This is a genomic window from Pseudoalteromonas sp. G5_S1_54_S4 (genome assembly GCF_054968565.1).
In genome coordinates, this window is sequence record NZ_JBQKUL010000010.1 from 14,788 (window position 1) to 31,358 (window position 16,571).

The following is a 16,571-nucleotide window of genomic DNA, read 5'->3' on the forward strand; positions in this document are numbered from 1 at the left end:
TAGCATCCTTTTTAGTGTTCAACGTTCATGACTTGTTCAATGCTTCAAGCGCTTTTAGACGTGATTTCATGTCTGAAAGGTTGCGCAAATGAGCAATTGATTTTCGCCATTCTTTGTTAGTCGTATGAGGCATACCAGATGAGTAAATACCTGGTTCGGTGATTGATTTGGTCACCATACTCATGCCGGTAATTATAACACCATCACACACAGACATGTGACCGTTAATTGCGCTCATGCCGCCAATCTGGCAATTTTTACCTATGCTGACACTGCCTGCAAGTACAGTACAACCGGCAATTGCAGTGCCTGACTGAACTTCAACGTTGTGTGCTATTTGACACTGGTTATCAATAATAACGTTACTGTGGATAATAGTATCATCAAGCGCACCACGATCTATCGTGGTACTTGCGCCAATTTCTACTTTATCGCCAATGATCACAGAGCCTAATTGTGGAATTTTAAGCCACTGACCACGTTCATTTGCATAGCCAAAGCCATCACTACCAATGACAGTGTTAGCTTGCAATAAACAATCTGCGCCAATCTCAACATCATGATAAATGCTCACACTTGGCCAAAGTTTGGTGCCTGAGCCTATTTTAGCACGTTCACCAATAAAACTGTTCGGACCAATTTGTGCGTTATCACCAATTACAGCATCAGCTTCAATTACAACACTAGCACCAATGGCTGCACTTTTGCTCACTTGTGCACTGGCATGTATTACCGCACTCGGGTGTACACCACTATTTGCACTACGAGGTGTAGTATCCATAAACTGAGCGAGTTTGGCATAACAAACATAAGGATTGGCAACGATGATTTTATTGCCTGAAAAGTAAGGCGCATCGTCAGGGCTGAGTATCACCGCACTGGCCTTTGTTGTCTCAAGCTGAGATCGATATTTCTTGTTCGCTAAAAATGCAATATGCCCAGTATGGGCATTTGCAAGTGTCGCTATTTTTTTAATTTCTAAAGCGCCATCACCTTGAAGCTCGGCGCCTAGAAGTTCCGCAATTTGCGAAAGCGTATAATTTTGCATAGATTAATTATTTCTTACTTACAGCTGTTACTACTTTTTCAGAAAGATCAGTTACTTCTTTAGGATTAAAGTAAATAGTTGTGTCTTTTACTTTAACTTCGTCGAAGTCACCTTTTTTAGCAATCTCTTGGATAGTTTCAATGATTAAAGTCTGAACTTTAGCCAACTCCTGATTTTGACGTGCTTTAATTTCTTGCTCTAACGGACGGCCCTTTTCAGCAAGGTTTTTTTGCATACCCTGAATTTTATCACGTAATGCGTCTTTTTGATCTTGACTCATTGTGGTGCTTTCACGCTTAAACTTTTCAGCTTCAAAGCGAATATCGCCCTGTAACTTTTCAAGCTCTTGACGACGCTCAGCAAATTCAGTTTGTAAAGACTGTTCGATTTTAGCCATTTGTGGAAGCTGCTTGTAGATTTCTTGCATATCTACAATACCCACTTTATGAGCAAAAGCATTAACTGATGTACCCATCATAAGTGTAGCTAGAACGGCAACTGCTGTTGATTTGAATAATTTTTTCACAAAAAACTCCTTTAGAAAGTGTTACTAATATTAAAACTGATGGTCTTGGTATCGTCATCTTCTTCTTTTTGCAACGGATACGCAAAGCTGATCAGCATAGGACCCATAGGTGAGATCCATTGTAATGATAAACCGGTTGCAACCCTAAAGCGCATTGGGTCTGAATAATCATCTAATTTTGCACGCTCATCAATACCTAAGTTTTGATAACGATCAACGTTAAACTCGGTATCCCAAACGTTGGCAGCATCAACAAAGAAACTAGTACGTACCGAACTGGTATTTTCTTCATCTAAGAACGGTGTAGGAACAATAAGTTCCATACCTGCAACCGCCTTCGCGTTACCACCTATACGGCCTTGAGTTCTCAATACATCAAACTCCGATGCTCCACCAATATTACCTGTGGTTGTACCATCACCTGATGGCGTACCTGGTATTGATTGCGGTATACGCGAAACAGCACGCGGTAAAATGGTATTTCTATCAAAGCCACGTAATTCCATTTCAGTGATACGGAAGTATTCTTGGAACGGTAAAGTTTGATCATAGCCATTGGTAGAGCCATAACCATTACCATAACCTAATGCAGCACGCGTTGAGAAAACCCAACGATGATCGTTAGAAATCGGCCAGTAAAAACGCGAATCATAATTTAATTTAAAGTACTGTAAATCAGAGTTTGGCGTTGTGGCTGTTAAGTTTAATGTTTGTCGTGAACCTGCCGTTGGGAATAAACCACGGTTAACTGTAACTCGTGACCAACCAACACTTAGCTCGTACTTTGTAAATTCAAAGCCCGCATCTGGATTTTCTGGATCTAAGAAGGTTTCACGTAGTACACGTGTTTGCTCATATTCAGCAATATCTGACAATTGTTCTTCTATCCAACGTGCGCCAAAATTAATACGGTTAATGGCATCAATTGGGAAACCAATGTTTGTCCCTAACCCATAACTTTTTGACTTATAGTCAATCAAACTAAACTGACTGGCATCGTAGTTACTGTAAAAGATACTGCTACCCTGCGATACGCCATCCGGCGTAAAGTAAGGGTCGGTATACGATACACTGACACGCTCAGAGCCGCGTGAAGTATTAATATTAAAGCCAATTTGGTTACCTGTGCCTAAAAAGTTAGACTCGGTTACACCAATATTAAACTGCAGACCTAAGTATGAGCCATAGGCAAGACCGGCATTGAAGCTGCCCGCAGATTGCTCTTTAACAGTAAAGTCAACGTCTACTTGGTCATCAACACCTGGAACTGGCACCACATTAAAATCAACGGTTTCCATATAAGGTAAACGTTGAATTTGTAGTTTAGAACGCTCTAGGTTTTGATTAGATAACCATGCACCTTCAAGCTGTGTCATTTCACGGCGCAGTACTTCATCAGCCGTGTTTTGGTTACCACCTACAATAATTCGACGAACATACACACGCTTGCCTGGGTCAACCGACAGAGTCAATTGTACTTCTTGGTTCTCGTCATCAATTTCTGGAATCGTACGTACTTCAGCATTGGCGTAACCAAAACGCGCCAAGTAGCTTTTGATAAATTCTTCTGATGAGGTAACCACTGATCCGTTATAAAGCTCGCCTGTACGCAGTGGAATAACACTTTTTATTAATTCTTCACGACCGAGTAAATCACCGATGAAATCAAAGCCTTTCACTTTGTATTTAACGCCTTCGGTAATATTTGCCGTTACATAAACAGACTCACGTTCAGGGCTAACTGATACTTGAGTTGAGTCAATATTAAAGCGTAAATAGCCACGGTCTAAATAAAAGCTGCGAATTTTTTCTAAATCGCCTTCAATGGTTTGTTTTTGATAGCGGTCGCTACCCATAAACTGCCACCATGGTAAGTCTTGCTGCGACTCAACTAGTTGCAATAACTCTTCGTTTGAGAAAAGCTCATTACCCACTAAGTTAATTTGACGAATGGAGGCTGCATCGCCCTCGTCAAACTCAAGTCTTAATTTAACGCGATTACGTGGTAATTTAGTGACACTGATATCCACTTTTGCATTGTATTTACCAATACTGTGAAAAAATTCAATCAGGCCTTTTTCGATATTATCGATTACCGTTTTATCAAGCGGCTCGCCTTGGCGAATATCTTGTTGATCGAGTGACTGATTTAATTGCTCATCTTTTATGTCTTTATTGCCTTCAAATTCAATAAAGCTAATGGTTGGACGTTCAGTTACTTTAAAAATAACGTTATTACCATCACGTAACGCTTTTATATTGTCAAAGTGACCAGAGCGATAAAGTGACTTAATTGTTTTTGAAATTGTATATTCATCAACATTGTCGCCCACGTTAATAGGAATATGCGTTAATGCAGCACCAAGTGCGACACGTTGCAATCCCTCAACTTTTAAATCTTCAACAATAAAGGAGTTTTGGCCTAGGGCTGCAAAGCTTGCACCCAATAAACTTGAAACTACCAAATGTTTTTTTATAGCCATTTTATTATCTTTATCCTTTACAACTGTATTACCGCTTAGCATCGAAAATTAAATATTTACGAGCTTTACAATCGTGTTCTAATTTGTCGTTACCACGCTTACATAACTACAAGCGCGATACATCATTGAACAAAGCGAAACATGTTAGAAAAATGAGTAGCAAGGCTCCCACTTTAAAACCAAACTCTTGTGTCTTTTCAGAGACTGGCTTTTTACGAAAAAGTTCAATTATGTAATACATTAAGTGCCCACCATCAAGCACTGGCAGAGGAAGTAAATTAAATACTCCCAAGTTAACGCTTATCAAAGCTAAAAAGCTTAAAAATGCGACTAATCCATAACTAACACTGGTGCCGGCGCCTACGGCTATGCCGACGGGCCCACTTAGGTTTTTAACCGACACCTGGCCTGTTATTAAGTTACCTATCATGTCAAAACTCAGCGTAATTAAACGCCATGTTTCTTTTGTGCCCAGCACAATACTATCTAGTGGCCCATAATGTCTAGTCTCTACAAAATCATCAGGCCACTGTTCTACAACGGGAGCAACACCCAAAAAGCCTTGCTCTATGCCATTACTGACGACCCGGCTCTTTGGAGTAACTGTTATTGTTTTTATACTATCTTGTCTTTTTACACTAAATTGTAAGGATTTGTTAGCCGATTGAGTAATAAGATTAACTAATTGCTGCCAACTGGTCATTGTTTCACCATTCACAGCTAAAATAACGTCGTTAACCTGTAAATTAGCCTGTTCAGCAGCTGAGTTTTTAGTAATAGCAGCAATAACCAAGGTTGCCTGAGGACGAAACGGTACAATACCTAACGAACTGAGCGGCGGTACATCTTGTTGATCAAGCTTCCAACCATCTAGGTTAAGCGTTTGCACTGTTTGCTGATAATTTTCGTTGCGTAAGGTTACGGCAACGCTTTTATCACCTAAATGAGACATCAAAGAAAAGGTCGCATCTTGCCAATTACTTATGTCGTCATCACCAATTTTAATAATTTGCTGGGTTGGCATAATACCGGCTTGTTCAGCTCGACTGCCTTCAACAACACTACCCACAACTGGTTTTATGGTTTGCACACCTACCATGTACATCACCGCTAAAGCAAAAATAGCGAACAAAAAGTTCGCCATCGGCCCTGCTGCCACAATGGCTATGCGGGCTTGAACTGATTTAGCATTAAACGATAAATGACGTTGATTGGCAGGCACTTCATCAACACGCTCGTCGAGCATTTTCACGTATCCGCCCAGCGGGATTGCCGCAATAACGTACTCAGTATTATATTTATCGTGCCATTTTAGTAAGGGTTTACCAAAACCAATTGAAAAGCGCAGTACCTTTACACCCGCTTTACGCGCAACCCAAAAATGACCATATTCATGAACGGTCACTAGAATGCCTAGTGCGAGTATAAACGAACCTAAATTCCAAAAAAAATCGAACATATCAATGCACCACTTTTGTTATAAACTGCGCAGCGCTGATACGTGCTAAACGGTCACACTCTAAAATTTCATCGAGTGTTTTCGCATTAGTAAATTGTGCGGCGTCTAATGTTTGCGCATTCACTTTATAAATATCCGTAAACCCAATCTTCCCCTGTAAAAACGCATTGACTGCAATCTCATTAGCCGCATTAACGGTGGTGGTGGCTCCTTGGCCTGCATCACAGGCTGCAATTGCAAGCTTTAAATTGGGGTAACGTGAGAAATCAGGTTTAGTGAACGAAAAATCACAAATATCAGAAAAATTTAACGGCTTGACACCCGCATCAATGCGCTCAGGATACGCAAGTGCATGCGCTATCGGGGTGCGCATATCAGGGTTACCCATTTGCGCTAAAATAGAGCCATCTTGGTATTGCACCATCGAATGGATAATACTTTGAGGATGAATCACCACATCAATATCGCTTGCATCACAGTTAAATAACCATTTTGCCTCAATAAACTCTAAGCCTTTGTTCATCATCGTAGCTGAGTCTACTGATATTTTTTGCCCCATAGACCAATTAGGATGAGCAACCGCTTCACTGACGCTAACGGTGTTAAGGGTATTGATATCGCGATTTAAAAACGGGCCACCTGAGCCAGTTAATAAAATTTTGCTAACCCCATGTTGCTCAAGCCTTGCTTGCCCTTGGGTATTTTGTAAAGCACTGGGTAAACACTGAAAAATAGCATTATGCTCGCTGTCGATGGGTAATAAAGTTGCTTGATGCTTTTTAACTTTATCAATGAATAACTGACCCGACATCACCAGTGACTCTTTGTTGGCAAGCAATACTTTTTTGCCCGCTTCAACAGCGCTCAAGGTAGGTAGTAATCCGGCTGCACCGACAATCGCTGACATAACCGTATCAACATCAACATGAGCACAGAGCTCACTCATGGCTTTCTCGCCATGCATTACTTGCGTTTTACTATCATGCTTTAAAAGCGCAGAAAGCTGCTTAGCCGCCGATTCAGATGCCATTACAGCATAATGAGGCTTGTGAGCTATACACAGTTCAGCCATTTTTTTTGCATTTTGTCCTGCGGTCAATGCAAAAACTTTAAATTGCTGTTGGTTTCTTGCAACAACATCTAACGTGCTAAGACCTATCGACCCCGTCGCACCCAAAATAACCAGTTGTTGCACAGCACTCATAAGCTAAGCGTCCAAGCAAAGCAAATAACAAACATCGGTGCTGCCGCAGTTAAACTATCAATACGGTCTAAAATACCACCGTGTCCTGGTAAGCAACTGCCGCTATCTTTAAGTCCCGCTTCGCGCTTAAACATACTCTCAAGTAAATCACCTACCGCAGAAAACAAGGCAATAAACGCTGTCATAACTGCATAAATAGGCCATACAGAGGTATCAACGTTAGTGTAATAACAAAAAGCCAGTACAAATAACACCGCAGCAACCACGCCACCTGCGAGGCCTTCTATGGTTTTATTTGGACTAACTTTAGGCATTAACTTATGTTTACCAAAACTTTTACCTGTAAAGTAAGCGCCTATATCGGCACTCCATACAATGCCTAATACAACTAAAATGAGCATAGAGCCATAGTGAGTAGATTCTGTATATTGCGCACTACGCAGTGTGTTAAGTGCAAGCCATAGCGGTACTAAGGTCAACAAACCAGCAATGCCGCGCATCACAAGCCCTTCGTTCCACCCTTTCGCCATAGCAGGGTAACGCCACACTAAGTAACTGGCTACCAACCACCAAGAAAACGACAAGGTAAATAAGTAATTAGCATCGCCTACAAGTTGACCATCTTGCCATAGAGTCTCTATAGGCCAATGCAAATTGAGTAACCCTAGTAATACTGCCACTAATAACACGAAGGCGCCACGTTTTAGCTTATCGCATAGTCCCATAAAGGCAGACCATTCCCACGCGCCCATTAATACAATAGCACCCGCAAAATAACTAAATAACGTTAGTGGGGTGTAAAAAACCAAAGCCAGTGCTAATGGCGCTAGCACTAGTGAGGTTAAAATACGTTGTTTTAACAAAATGATGACCCTTAATCTATTTTAGGTTTGAGCGAGTAATTGTTTTATTTGTTCGCCCGTGCAACCAAAACGTCGCTCTCTGGCAACGTAACATGCAATGGCCTCTGCAAAAGCAGCTTCATTAAAATCAGGCCAAAGTGTATTTGTGAAATAAAGTTCAGCGTAGGCTGCCTGCCAAAGTAAAAAGTTACTAATTCTGACATCGCCACCGGTACGGATCAATAAATCAGGCTGAGCTTGATCTGCCATACTCATATGCTGTGCAATATGTTCTTCTGTAATATCTGCTGGGTCAATTTCTCCATTCGCTACTTGTAAAGCAACTTGCTTAGCAGCGTGAGTCATATCCCAGCGACCACCGTAATTTGCCGCAACATTTAAGTGCAGCCCGGTATTGTTCGCTGTTAGTTCTTGAGCTGTATGTACTTTAGCGCGCAAGCTTTCAGAGAAGCGAGATAAATCTCCAATGATGGTTAGTTTTACGTTATTTTTATGCAGCTTTTTAACTTCTTTACTCAGTACAAATAAAAAAAGCTCCATAAGTGTATTTACTTCGTCTTCAGGGCGGCGCCAGTTTTCACTACTAAAAGCAAATAAGGTTAACGATTGTATTCCTAATTTAGTACAAAACTGCACGGATTGACGAACTGCATCCACGCCTTTTTTATGCCCATATACACGAGGTCTATTTCTAGCTTGTGCCCAACGCCCGTTCCCATCCATGATGATGGCAACATGTTTAGGTAAACATTGCTGTGAAATTGTATCAGCGTCTAGAACCATAAATTTTGTGTATTCCATAAAAAAACGCCGCCTAGTATACCCCAGACGGCGTTTCAAAACTAATAATTTTAACCTGTACCCGTGATAATAAATCTACATAAAGCAAATAATTATACAGCTAACAACCTTGTATTTACTGACAATCGAGCCAATAGCAAAGAGTAAACACAATCTGTTACTCTTTAAAATCACACAATTAAAGTTAAGTGCGAAGGCATATAAACAACGACTTAGTTACTTTAGTAAAGCTGTTAATCCGAGCCTAGATTAGCAATTAGATTTCCATCAACTCAGCTTCTTTCGCTGTTAGTTGCGTATCCATTTCTTTGATAAACTTATCAGTGATTTTTTGGATAGCATCTTCAGCCTGACGCGCTTCATCTTCAGAGATGTCTTTATCTTTTAATAAGTTTTTAATATCGCCATTTGCATCACGGCGAATGTTACGAATAGCAACACGACCGCCTTCTACTTCACCACGTACGATTTTAATTAAATCTTTACGACGTTCTTCAGTCAATGGAGGAAGTGGTACACGGATCACTGTACCTGCAGACATTGGATTTAAACCAAGGTCAGATGCCATAATCGCTTTTTCAACAGCTTGCGCTAATGACTTATCAAATACACCAATAGCCAATGTACGTGAGTCTTCAATTGTTACATTTGCAACTTGGTTTAACGGTGTTGGTGCGCCGTAGTACGACACCATGATGCCGTCTAAAATTGCAGGATGAGCACGGCCAGTACGAATTTTAGATAATTGACTACCAAGTGCTGCTACACTTTTTTGCATGCGCGCTTGCGCATCTTTTTGAATATCGTTAATCACGGTTTAATCCTAATCTAGTTACTAACTTCATCTGAGGCTTGTGAAGAAATAAGGGTTCCTTCTTCTTCACCCATTATTACGCGTTTTAATGCGCCTGATTTATTCATATTAAATACGCTCAATGGCATATTATGGTCGCGAGCTAATGTAAATGCCGCTAAATCCATTACTTTTAGTTCTTTATCAATAATTTCATTGTAGCTTAAGTGACGGTAAAGTGTCGCATCTGGGTTTTTAACCGGATCATCGCTAAATACACCATCTACTTTGGTTGCTTTAATTACTGTGTCAGCTTCAATTTCAATGCCACGTAAACACGCTGCAGAGTCAGTTGTGAAGAACGGGTTACCCGTACCGGCTGCAAAAATAACAACGCGACCTGTTTTTAATAAGCTAATGGCTTCTGCCCAGTTATATGCATCACATACGCCATTTAAAGGAATGGCTGACATTAAACGGCAATTTACAAATGCACGGTGCAACGCATCACGCATAGCAAGGCCATTCATGACGGTTGCAAGCATACCCATGTGGTCGCCAACAACGCGGTTCATACCCGCTTCGGCTAGTGAGCCACCACGTAAAAAGTTACCGCCACCAATAACTAAACCCACTTCTACGTCGAGTTCTACGAGCTCTTTAATTTCTTGTGCCATACGATCTAAAACTTTAGGGTCGATGCCGAAGCCTTCGTCTCCCATTAAAGCTTCACCACTTAATTTGAGAAGAACACGTCTAAAAATAGGTTTGCGATTGATAGTCATAGTTTTGGGGCCAACTTTTATTGAATTATGGATAAAAAATAACCGCGCTTATGTTAAACATAAAAGCGCGGTTATTTTAAAGAATTTCTAAGCGTGACGCAAAAGCAAATAGTACTTTAATTGCATGTATTTTCCTTTGGCATCACAAATAGCTAATCTTACTTAGCTTTAGCAGCTGCAATTTGAGCAGCAACTTCAGCAGCAAAATCTTCTTCTTTCTTCTCGATACCTGCACCAACTTCCATACGTACAAAGCCAGTAACTGTTGCGTTTTTCTCTTTAAGAATTTCGCCAACAGACTTTTTAGGTTCCATGATGAAAGCTTGACCAGTAAGAGAAACCTCACCAGTGAATTTTTTCATACGACCAACAACCATCTTCTCAGCGATTTCAGCAGGCTTGCCTTCATTCATCGCGATGTCGATTTGTACTTGCTTTTCTTTTTCAACAACATCAGCAGGTACATCATCTGGCGTTAGGTAGTCTGGGTTTGAAGCAGCAACGTGCATTGCAACGTGCTTAAGTGTTTCTTCATCAGCAACACCTGCAACAACAACACCAATACGCTCGCCGTGACGGTACTCAACTAGTTGCTCACCAGTGATGTACTGAAGACGACGTACATTGATGTTTTCACCAATTTTAGTTACTAGCTCAACACGATCTTCTTCAAACTTAGCTTGTAAGTCTTCGATAGATGAAGTGTCAGCGATAGCAGCATCTGCAACTTTATTAGCAAATGCTAAGAAGCTTGCATCTTTAGCAACGAAGTCAGTTTGACAGTTAACTTCTACAAGTACTGCAACACCCGCGTTTTGCTTGATGATGATAGTACCTTCAGCAGCAATGTTACCTGCTTTTTTAGCAGCCTTTGCAGCACCGCTCTTACGCATGTTTTCAATCGCTAACTCGATGTCACCATCAGTCTCAGTTAACGCTTTTTTACAATCCATCATGCCAGCGCCAGTACGCTCGCGTAATTCTTTAACTAGGGCAGTAGTTACAGCCATTAGTAAATCCTCAAATCTGAAATCAGGTTTAGATAAGCGGGTTACCCGCTCCACAAGAATAGCAAGTCTTCACCTTTAAAAGATGAAGACTTGATGACAGCTAATTACTCAGCTTCTACGAAGTCATCTTTTTCAGCTTGAGCAACGATGTTACTCTCACGGCCTTCAGTGATCGCAGCTGCAACAGCACTAGTGTAAAGGTTGATTGCACGGATAGCATCATCGTTACCAGGTACGATGTAATCAACACCGTCTGGGTTAGAGTTAGTATCAACGATTGCAACAACTGGGATACCTAGGTTGTTAGCTTCACGGATAGCAATGTGCTCGTGGTCAGCATCGATTACAAAGATAGCGTCTGGAAGGCCACCCATGTTTTTAATACCACCAAGGCTCTTTTCAAGCTTTTCCATTTCACGAGTAAGCATTAACGCTTCTTTCTTAGTTAACTTCTCGAAAGTACCGTCTTGGCTTTGAGCTTCAAGGTCTTTAAGACGCTTGATTGATTGACGAACTGTTTTCCAGTTAGTCAACATGCCGCCTAACCAACGGTGGTTAACGAAGAATTGATCGCTTTGTAAAGCAGCTTCTTTTACTGCTTCGCTTGCTGCGCGCTTAGTACCAACGAAAAGAACTTTACCTTTGTTTGCAGCAGCACCAGATAAAAACTTAAGTGCAGTGTTGAACATTGGTACAGTTTGCTCAAGGTTGATGATATGTACACGGTTACGTGCGCCGAAGATGAAAGGCTTCATCTTTGGGTTCCAGTAACGTGCTTGGTGACCAAAGTGAACACCAGCTTGAAGCATATCGCGCATTGAAACGTTTGCCATTTTGTAAATCCTCTAAGTTGTTTAGGGTTAGGCCTCCACATATCCCATAGCACCAACACCGCAGTTAAATGAAACTGAAATGCACCCAAGTGTATGTGACGATACGTGTGTGTGTTAAAATAAAATTGTGTTTGCCTTAAATACAAAAAATCATTTAAGAATTTATTTGTAAAAAGACGGCGCGCTTTATACCATATTAAAAATAAATACTCAACGTCTCGTGCAAAAATTGTGCGACGATAATCATCTAAAAACGCAACTTTGGAGCCTCAATGAGCGCTGTGATTAAGACCCCTGAAGAAATCGAGAAAATGCGTGTAGCCGGCCGTTTGGCTGCTGATGTGCTAGAAATGATCGAACCACATGTGGTACCAGGTATTACCACCGATGAGCTAAATACAATTTGTCATGATTATATTGTTAATGTGCAAGATGCCGTTCCTGCTCCTCTTAATTATCATGGTTTTCCAAAATCAATTTGTACCTCAGTAAATCATGTAATTTGTCACGGTATTCCGAACGACAAAGCATTAAAAGACGGTGACAGTGTAAATATTGACATCACCGTTATCAAAGATGGTTACCACGGTGACACATCAAAGATGTTTCATGTAGGCACGCCTAATATTCAAGGTAAACGCCTAGCAGAAGTTACTCAAGAAAGTCTTTACCTTGCCATTAAAATGGTAAAACCGGGTGTTCGCCTTGGTGATATTGGTGCAGCTATTCAAAAATATGCAGAGAGCTTTAACTACTCTATCGTACGTGAATACTGCGGCCATGGTATCGGAAGCGAGTTCCATGAAGAACCACAAGTAATGCATTACGGTAAAGCAGGTACTGGCGAAACATTAAAAGCAGGTATGTGTTTAACCATCGAACCTATGGTAAATGCGGGCAAACGCCAATGTAAATTACTTAAAGACGACTGGACTGTGGTAACAAAAGACCGTAGTTTATCAGCTCAGTGGGAACACACCTTGCTTGTAACTGAAAATGGTGTTGAAATTTTAACACTACGATCAGATGATACAATCGATAGAATTATCGAGCACTAATTTTAAGTGCGCGCTTAATCGCGATAGTAACAGATTTGCTGTATATCGCTTAAGCGGCTTGCTGTAAGGGGGTAACATAAGTTATTGCCCTTACAGCAAATATATTATAAAAATAAATTTCAACTTACAATGCAGTCCATATAGGAGCCAGCCTAAGTGGCATTACCTAACAAAGTAAAAAAGTTGCTCAATGATGCTGAGCAATTAAGCGATTACCGTGATTGCTCCGCCTATTTCTATAAATGGTTGCATAATGAATTCTCAAAACAACCTGTTGGTAAATTAATTAATGCCCGTGCAGAATTTATTGACCGGTTGCTAATCAAACTTTTTCAGGTTTATGATTTAGCTCACGAACCAGACTTGGCTTTAATTGCAGTAGGTGGTTATGGTCGTGGCGAGCTACATCCCTACTCTGATATAGACTTTTTGTTACTTGTTACGAAACAGCCTAATGATGATATTTGCGAAAAAATCGGCCAATTCGTTACTATGTTATGGGATCTTAATCTCGAGATAGGTCATAGTGTTCGTACTATTGAACAAGCCATAGATCAAAAACGTGAAGACGTTACCTTTGCCACCAGCTTATTAGAAAGCCGTCTTATTTTTGGCAATCATATTGAGTTTGAAAAACTCAAAAACCATATTATTGAAACCCCGGTGTGGGGCTCAGGTGAATTTTTTGTCGCAAAAGTACAAGAACAAAACTTGCGTCACAGAAAGTGCCACGGTACTGCCTACAATTTAGAACCAAATATAAAAGAAAACCCAGGGGGTCTTCGCGACCTGCAAACTATTATTTGGGTCGCTAAAAAGCACTTTAGGGCAGAAACTCTGCAAGAGCTAATTAGTCACGGCTATCTGACCCATGAGGAATATCAAGAGCTGTTAGAGTGTCTTGAAAATTTATGGAATATTCGCTTTGCATTGCATTTAGCCGCAGAACGTTCAGAAAACCGCTTATTGTTTGATCATCAACCCCAAGCTGCAGAAATTTTAGGTTTTGGTAGCGATGGTAAAGCCTCGGTTGAGCGCATGATGAAGCGTTTATTCAGAATCATGAGCCGAGTACGTGAGCTTAACCAAATGTTGCTTTCGTACTTTGAGCAAAGTATTTCGCCAGACAGCAGTCAAGCTACCGTTGAAGAACTTGATCGTAACTTTGAGCGCGTTGGCCATCAAATTCGGGTAAAAAGTCCGTCTGTATTCTTTAGACGCGATCAACTTTTTGTGTTGTTTGAGCATATTGCTGACCACCCTGAAATTACCCATATATACCCAAGCACAATTCGCACTATTCGCCAAGTTCGTCGCCGTTTATTAGGCGACCTACAAGACTACGCAGCCTGCCGAGAAGCTTTTTTACGAATCATAAAGCATCCTAATGGCATGGGGCGTGCTTTTACGCTGATGCACAAACACGGCATGATTGCTGCCTATTTGCCGCAGTGGCGAAATATTTTTGGCCAAATGCAGTTTGATTTGTTTCATGCCTACACAGTTGATGAACACACCCATAAGCTAATCAATAATATTTATCAGTATTTTGATAAAACCGGGATTAGCGAATTCCCAATTTGCAGCGAAATCGTCACGCGTATGGATAAACCAGAGCTACTGTATTTAGCCGGTATTTTCCACGATATTGCTAAGGGCCGTGGGGGCGATCACTCTGAACTGGGCGCTGTTGATGCCATTGCTTTTTCTAAATTGCATGGTTTTGCATCATCAGATGGTAAGTTAATTTCTTGGCTTGTTAGTAACCACTTACTCATGTCGGTAACGGCGCAGCGTAAAGATATAAACGATCCAGACGTAATAAAAGATTTTGCATCGCGAGTAAAAACAGAGCGCCAGCTCGATTATCTCTATTGTTTAACCGTCGCCGATATACGCGCCACTAATGACAACTTGTGGAATGACTGGAAAAACACTCTACTACGCGAGCTTTACTTGCATACACAACGTGCTTTGCGCCTTGGCCTTGAAAATCCTATGGATCAACGCGACCAAATTCGAGATAAAAAGCATCAAGCTAAACAGCGCTTGATTAATTTGCATTATCACGAGGAGCAAATTGACTTAATTTGGAGCCGCTTTAAAGCCAATTACTTTACCGCTTTTAGTGAGCAACAGATTTCGTGGCATACGGAGCATTTACTAAAATGCACCGATTTGAGCCTACCCAGTGTTATTGTCTCAAATAAAGCAATGCATGGCGGCACCCAAGTATTTGCATATAGTCCTTATTCAGGTGCGCTATTTGCTCGACTGGTAAGTGTTATTGGCTCTAAAAAAGCACAAATTCAACACGCCCAAGTACTGACCACCAAAGATGGCTACGTACTGTTCAACTTTGTTATTTTAGAAGTTAGCGGAGACCCAATTGCCAGTAGCCGTGCGCAATCGATTAAACGCGGATTAGAGCAAGCATTAAGTGATCCACGTAAAAAAATACGCTTTAAAAAGAGCCGTTCACAACGCTTTAAAGACTTTAATATTAAACCAAAAATTGTACTGCGCCCTCACCCTCGTAAGGATCGTAGTTTAATAGAAATTCAAGCGGTTGATATACCTGGGCTGTTAACTAAAATAGCCGAGGTTTTTCAAGCTTACTTACTCCACATACATGCCGCACGCATTACCACGGTAGGCGAGCGCGCAGAAGATTTCTTTGTGGTATCTAATAACGAATATCAATCGCTGACTGATGAAGAGCAAGCAAAAATTCATCAGGCATTACGTAAAAAACTCAACGCCGAAATTGAATAAGAGGACACTATGTCAGATTTAAAAACCATGATTGAAAATGCGTGGGATAACCGCGACAGCATTAGCCCAACAACCGTATCAAGCGATGTTAAACAAGCAATTATTGATGCACTTGAGCTATTAGATAGTGGCGCAGCGCGTGTTGCAGAAAAAATTTCTGGCGAATGGGTTGTTCATCAATGGCTTAAAAAAGCCGTGCTACTTTCATTTAGAATTCGTGAAAACCAGCCAATGAATGATGGCGTAAATCAATTTTACGACAAAGTACCGCTTAAATTTAGCGACTACACACCAGAACAGTTTCAACAAGGCGGCATGCGCGTAGTACCAAACGCCGTTGCCCGTAAAGGCAGCTTTGTAGGGAAAAATGTTGTACTAATGCCATCGTATGTAAACATTGGTGCTTACGTTGATGAAGGCACTATGGTTGATACATGGGCCACTGTAGGTTCATGTGCTCAAATTGGTAAGAATGTACACTTATCAGGCGGTGTGGGCATAGGCGGTGTTTTAGAGCCGCTACAAGCAAATCCTACCATCATTGAAGACAATTGCTTTATTGGCGCACGTTCAGAAATTGTTGAAGGCGTTATTGTTGAAGAAGGTGCGGTTATTTCAATGGGTGTTTACATTAGCCAAAGTACCCGTATTTATGACCGTGAAACCGGTGAAATTCATTATGGTCGCGTACCTGCTGGTGCTGTTGTGGTTCCAGGTGCTCTGCCTTCAAAAGATGGCACGCATAGTTTATACGCTGCGATTATTGTGAAAAAAGTTGATCAACAAACACGCGAAAAAGTAGGCATTAACGCTCTGCTTCGCTCAATTGATGATTAAAAAGCAGTTGTAAGTTTTTAGCTGTATGCGCTAAGCAGGTTAATATTAAACGTAGATTGGGTTGAGTAAAACGAAACCCAACATCACATTAAAGTT

14 protein-coding genes are annotated in these 16,571 nt (G+C 41.0%); 3 read left to right on the forward strand and 11 right to left on the reverse strand.

Annotated elements, in window-relative coordinates; all coding sequences use genetic code 11:
- Positions 1-25 precede the first annotated feature (25 nt).
- The 11 genes from lpxD to rpsB form a co-directional block, all read right to left on the reverse strand.
- Positions 26-1,048 carry a UDP-3-O-(3-hydroxymyristoyl)glucosamine N-acyltransferase gene (gene lpxD / locus ACTRWE_RS06030; protein WP_462879661.1) on the reverse strand — a complete coding sequence of 341 codons (1,023 nt, stop codon included), beginning with the start codon at positions 1,046-1,048 and terminating at the stop codon, positions 26-28.
- A gap of 7 nt (positions 1,049-1,055) precedes the next feature.
- Positions 1,056-1,574 (reverse strand): OmpH/Skp family outer membrane protein, encoded by a 519-nt coding sequence (locus tag ACTRWE_RS06035; RefSeq protein ID WP_010388129.1) that lies wholly within the window; start codon positions 1,572-1,574, stop codon positions 1,056-1,058.
- A gap of 11 nt (positions 1,575-1,585) precedes the next feature.
- The gene (gene bamA / locus ACTRWE_RS06040; RefSeq protein WP_462879662.1) at positions 1,586-4,057 is read right to left on the reverse strand and encodes an outer membrane protein assembly factor BamA; all 2,472 of its coding nucleotides are present in this window, start codon (positions 4,055-4,057) and stop codon (positions 1,586-1,588) included.
- Positions 4,058-4,163: 106 nt separating this feature from the next.
- Entirely contained in the window at positions 4,164-5,516 is a 1,353-nt protein-coding gene (gene rseP, locus ACTRWE_RS06045) for a sigma E protease regulator RseP (RefSeq protein ID WP_016899283.1), read from the reverse strand.
- A 1-nt stretch (position 5,517) separates the two neighbouring features.
- Positions 5,518-6,720, reverse strand: coding sequence for a 1-deoxy-D-xylulose-5-phosphate reductoisomerase (ispC, locus tag ACTRWE_RS06050; protein ID WP_462879663.1), 1,203 nt, complete (start codon positions 6,718-6,720; stop codon positions 5,518-5,520).
- Positions 6,717-7,583, reverse strand: a complete 867-nt coding sequence (locus tag ACTRWE_RS06055) for a phosphatidate cytidylyltransferase (RefSeq protein WP_008110985.1) — start codon at positions 7,581-7,583, stop codon at positions 6,717-6,719. Before ACTRWE_RS06055 ends, ispC begins: the two co-directional genes overlap by 4 nt.
- A 21-nt stretch (positions 7,584-7,604) precedes the next feature.
- Positions 7,605-8,384 carry an isoprenyl transferase gene (locus ACTRWE_RS06060; protein WP_008110986.1) on the reverse strand — a complete coding sequence of 260 codons (780 nt, stop codon included), beginning with the start codon at positions 8,382-8,384 and terminating at the stop codon, positions 7,605-7,607.
- Between the two features lie 256 nt (positions 8,385-8,640).
- A complete protein-coding gene (gene frr, locus ACTRWE_RS06065; protein WP_013465428.1) occupies positions 8,641-9,162 on the reverse strand; it encodes a ribosome recycling factor in 522 nt (173 codons plus the stop codon).
- A gap of 50 nt (positions 9,163-9,212) precedes the next feature.
- Complete coding sequence (gene pyrH, locus ACTRWE_RS06070; RefSeq protein ID WP_016899281.1) at positions 9,213-9,962, reverse strand: UMP kinase; 750 nt, start codon at positions 9,960-9,962, stop codon at positions 9,213-9,215.
- A 158-nt stretch (positions 9,963-10,120) separates the two neighbouring features.
- Positions 10,121-10,972: a translation elongation factor Ts gene (tsf, locus tag ACTRWE_RS06075; RefSeq protein WP_013465429.1), complete on the reverse strand. Its 852-nt coding sequence runs from the start codon at positions 10,970-10,972 to the stop codon at positions 10,121-10,123.
- A gap of 104 nt (positions 10,973-11,076) precedes the next feature.
- The gene (gene rpsB, locus ACTRWE_RS06080) at positions 11,077-11,805 is read right to left on the reverse strand and encodes a 30S ribosomal protein S2 (RefSeq protein WP_008110990.1); all 729 of its coding nucleotides are present in this window, start codon (positions 11,803-11,805) and stop codon (positions 11,077-11,079) included.
- Positions 11,806-12,077: 272 nt separating this feature from the next.
- On the opposite strand from rpsB, the gene map reads away from it, so the two are divergent.
- The 3 genes from map (at position 12,078) to dapD (ending at position 16,475) form a co-directional block, all read left to right on the forward strand.
- The gene (map, locus tag ACTRWE_RS06085) at positions 12,078-12,863 is read left to right on the forward strand and encodes a type I methionyl aminopeptidase (protein ID WP_054202413.1); all 786 of its coding nucleotides are present in this window, start codon (positions 12,078-12,080) and stop codon (positions 12,861-12,863) included.
- A 156-nt stretch (positions 12,864-13,019) separates the two neighbouring features.
- Complete coding sequence (gene glnD, locus ACTRWE_RS06090) at positions 13,020-15,638, forward strand: [protein-PII] uridylyltransferase (RefSeq protein ID WP_462879664.1); 2,619 nt, start codon at positions 13,020-13,022, stop codon at positions 15,636-15,638.
- 9 nt (positions 15,639-15,647) lie between these two features.
- On the forward strand, positions 15,648-16,475 hold the full coding sequence (dapD, locus tag ACTRWE_RS06095; RefSeq protein WP_010388107.1) for a 2,3,4,5-tetrahydropyridine-2,6-dicarboxylate N-succinyltransferase: 828 nt from the start codon (positions 15,648-15,650) through the stop codon (positions 16,473-16,475).
- Positions 16,476-16,571: the final 96 nt, after the last annotated feature.

What these genes read in the sequence shown, in the direction of transcription:
- lpxD (WP_462879661.1), bottom strand. Translation starts at nt 1,048, where the DNA reads ATGCAAAATTATACGCTTTCGCAAATTGCGGAACTTCTAGGCGCCGAG.
- bamA (WP_462879662.1), bottom strand. Translation starts at nt 4,057, where the DNA reads ATGGCTATAAAAAAACATTTGGTAGTTTCAAGTTTATTGGGTGCAAGC.
- rseP (WP_016899283.1), bottom strand. Translation starts at nt 5,516, where the DNA reads ATGTTCGATTTTTTTTGGAATTTAGGTTCGTTTATACTCGCACTAGGC.
- ispC (WP_462879663.1), bottom strand. Translation starts at nt 6,720, where the DNA reads ATGAGTGCTGTGCAACAACTGGTTATTTTGGGTGCGACGGGGTCGATA.
- ACTRWE_RS06060 (WP_008110986.1), bottom strand. Translation starts at nt 8,384, where the DNA reads ATGGAATACACAAAATTTATGGTTCTAGACGCTGATACAATTTCACAG.
- frr (WP_013465428.1), bottom strand. Translation starts at nt 9,162, where the DNA reads ATGCAAAAAAGTGTAGCAGCACTTGGTAGTCAATTATCTAAAATTCGT.
- pyrH (WP_016899281.1), bottom strand. Translation starts at nt 9,962, where the DNA reads ATGACTATCAATCGCAAACCTATTTTTAGACGTGTTCTTCTCAAATTA.
- tsf (WP_013465429.1), bottom strand. Translation starts at nt 10,972, where the DNA reads ATGGCTGTAACTACTGCCCTAGTTAAAGAATTACGCGAGCGTACTGGC.
- rpsB (WP_008110990.1), bottom strand. Translation starts at nt 11,805, where the DNA reads ATGGCAAACGTTTCAATGCGCGATATGCTTCAAGCTGGTGTTCACTTT.
- map (WP_054202413.1), top strand. Translation starts at nt 12,078, where the DNA reads ATGAGCGCTGTGATTAAGACCCCTGAAGAAATCGAGAAAATGCGTGTA.
- dapD (WP_010388107.1), top strand. Translation starts at nt 15,648, where the DNA reads ATGTCAGATTTAAAAACCATGATTGAAAATGCGTGGGATAACCGCGAC.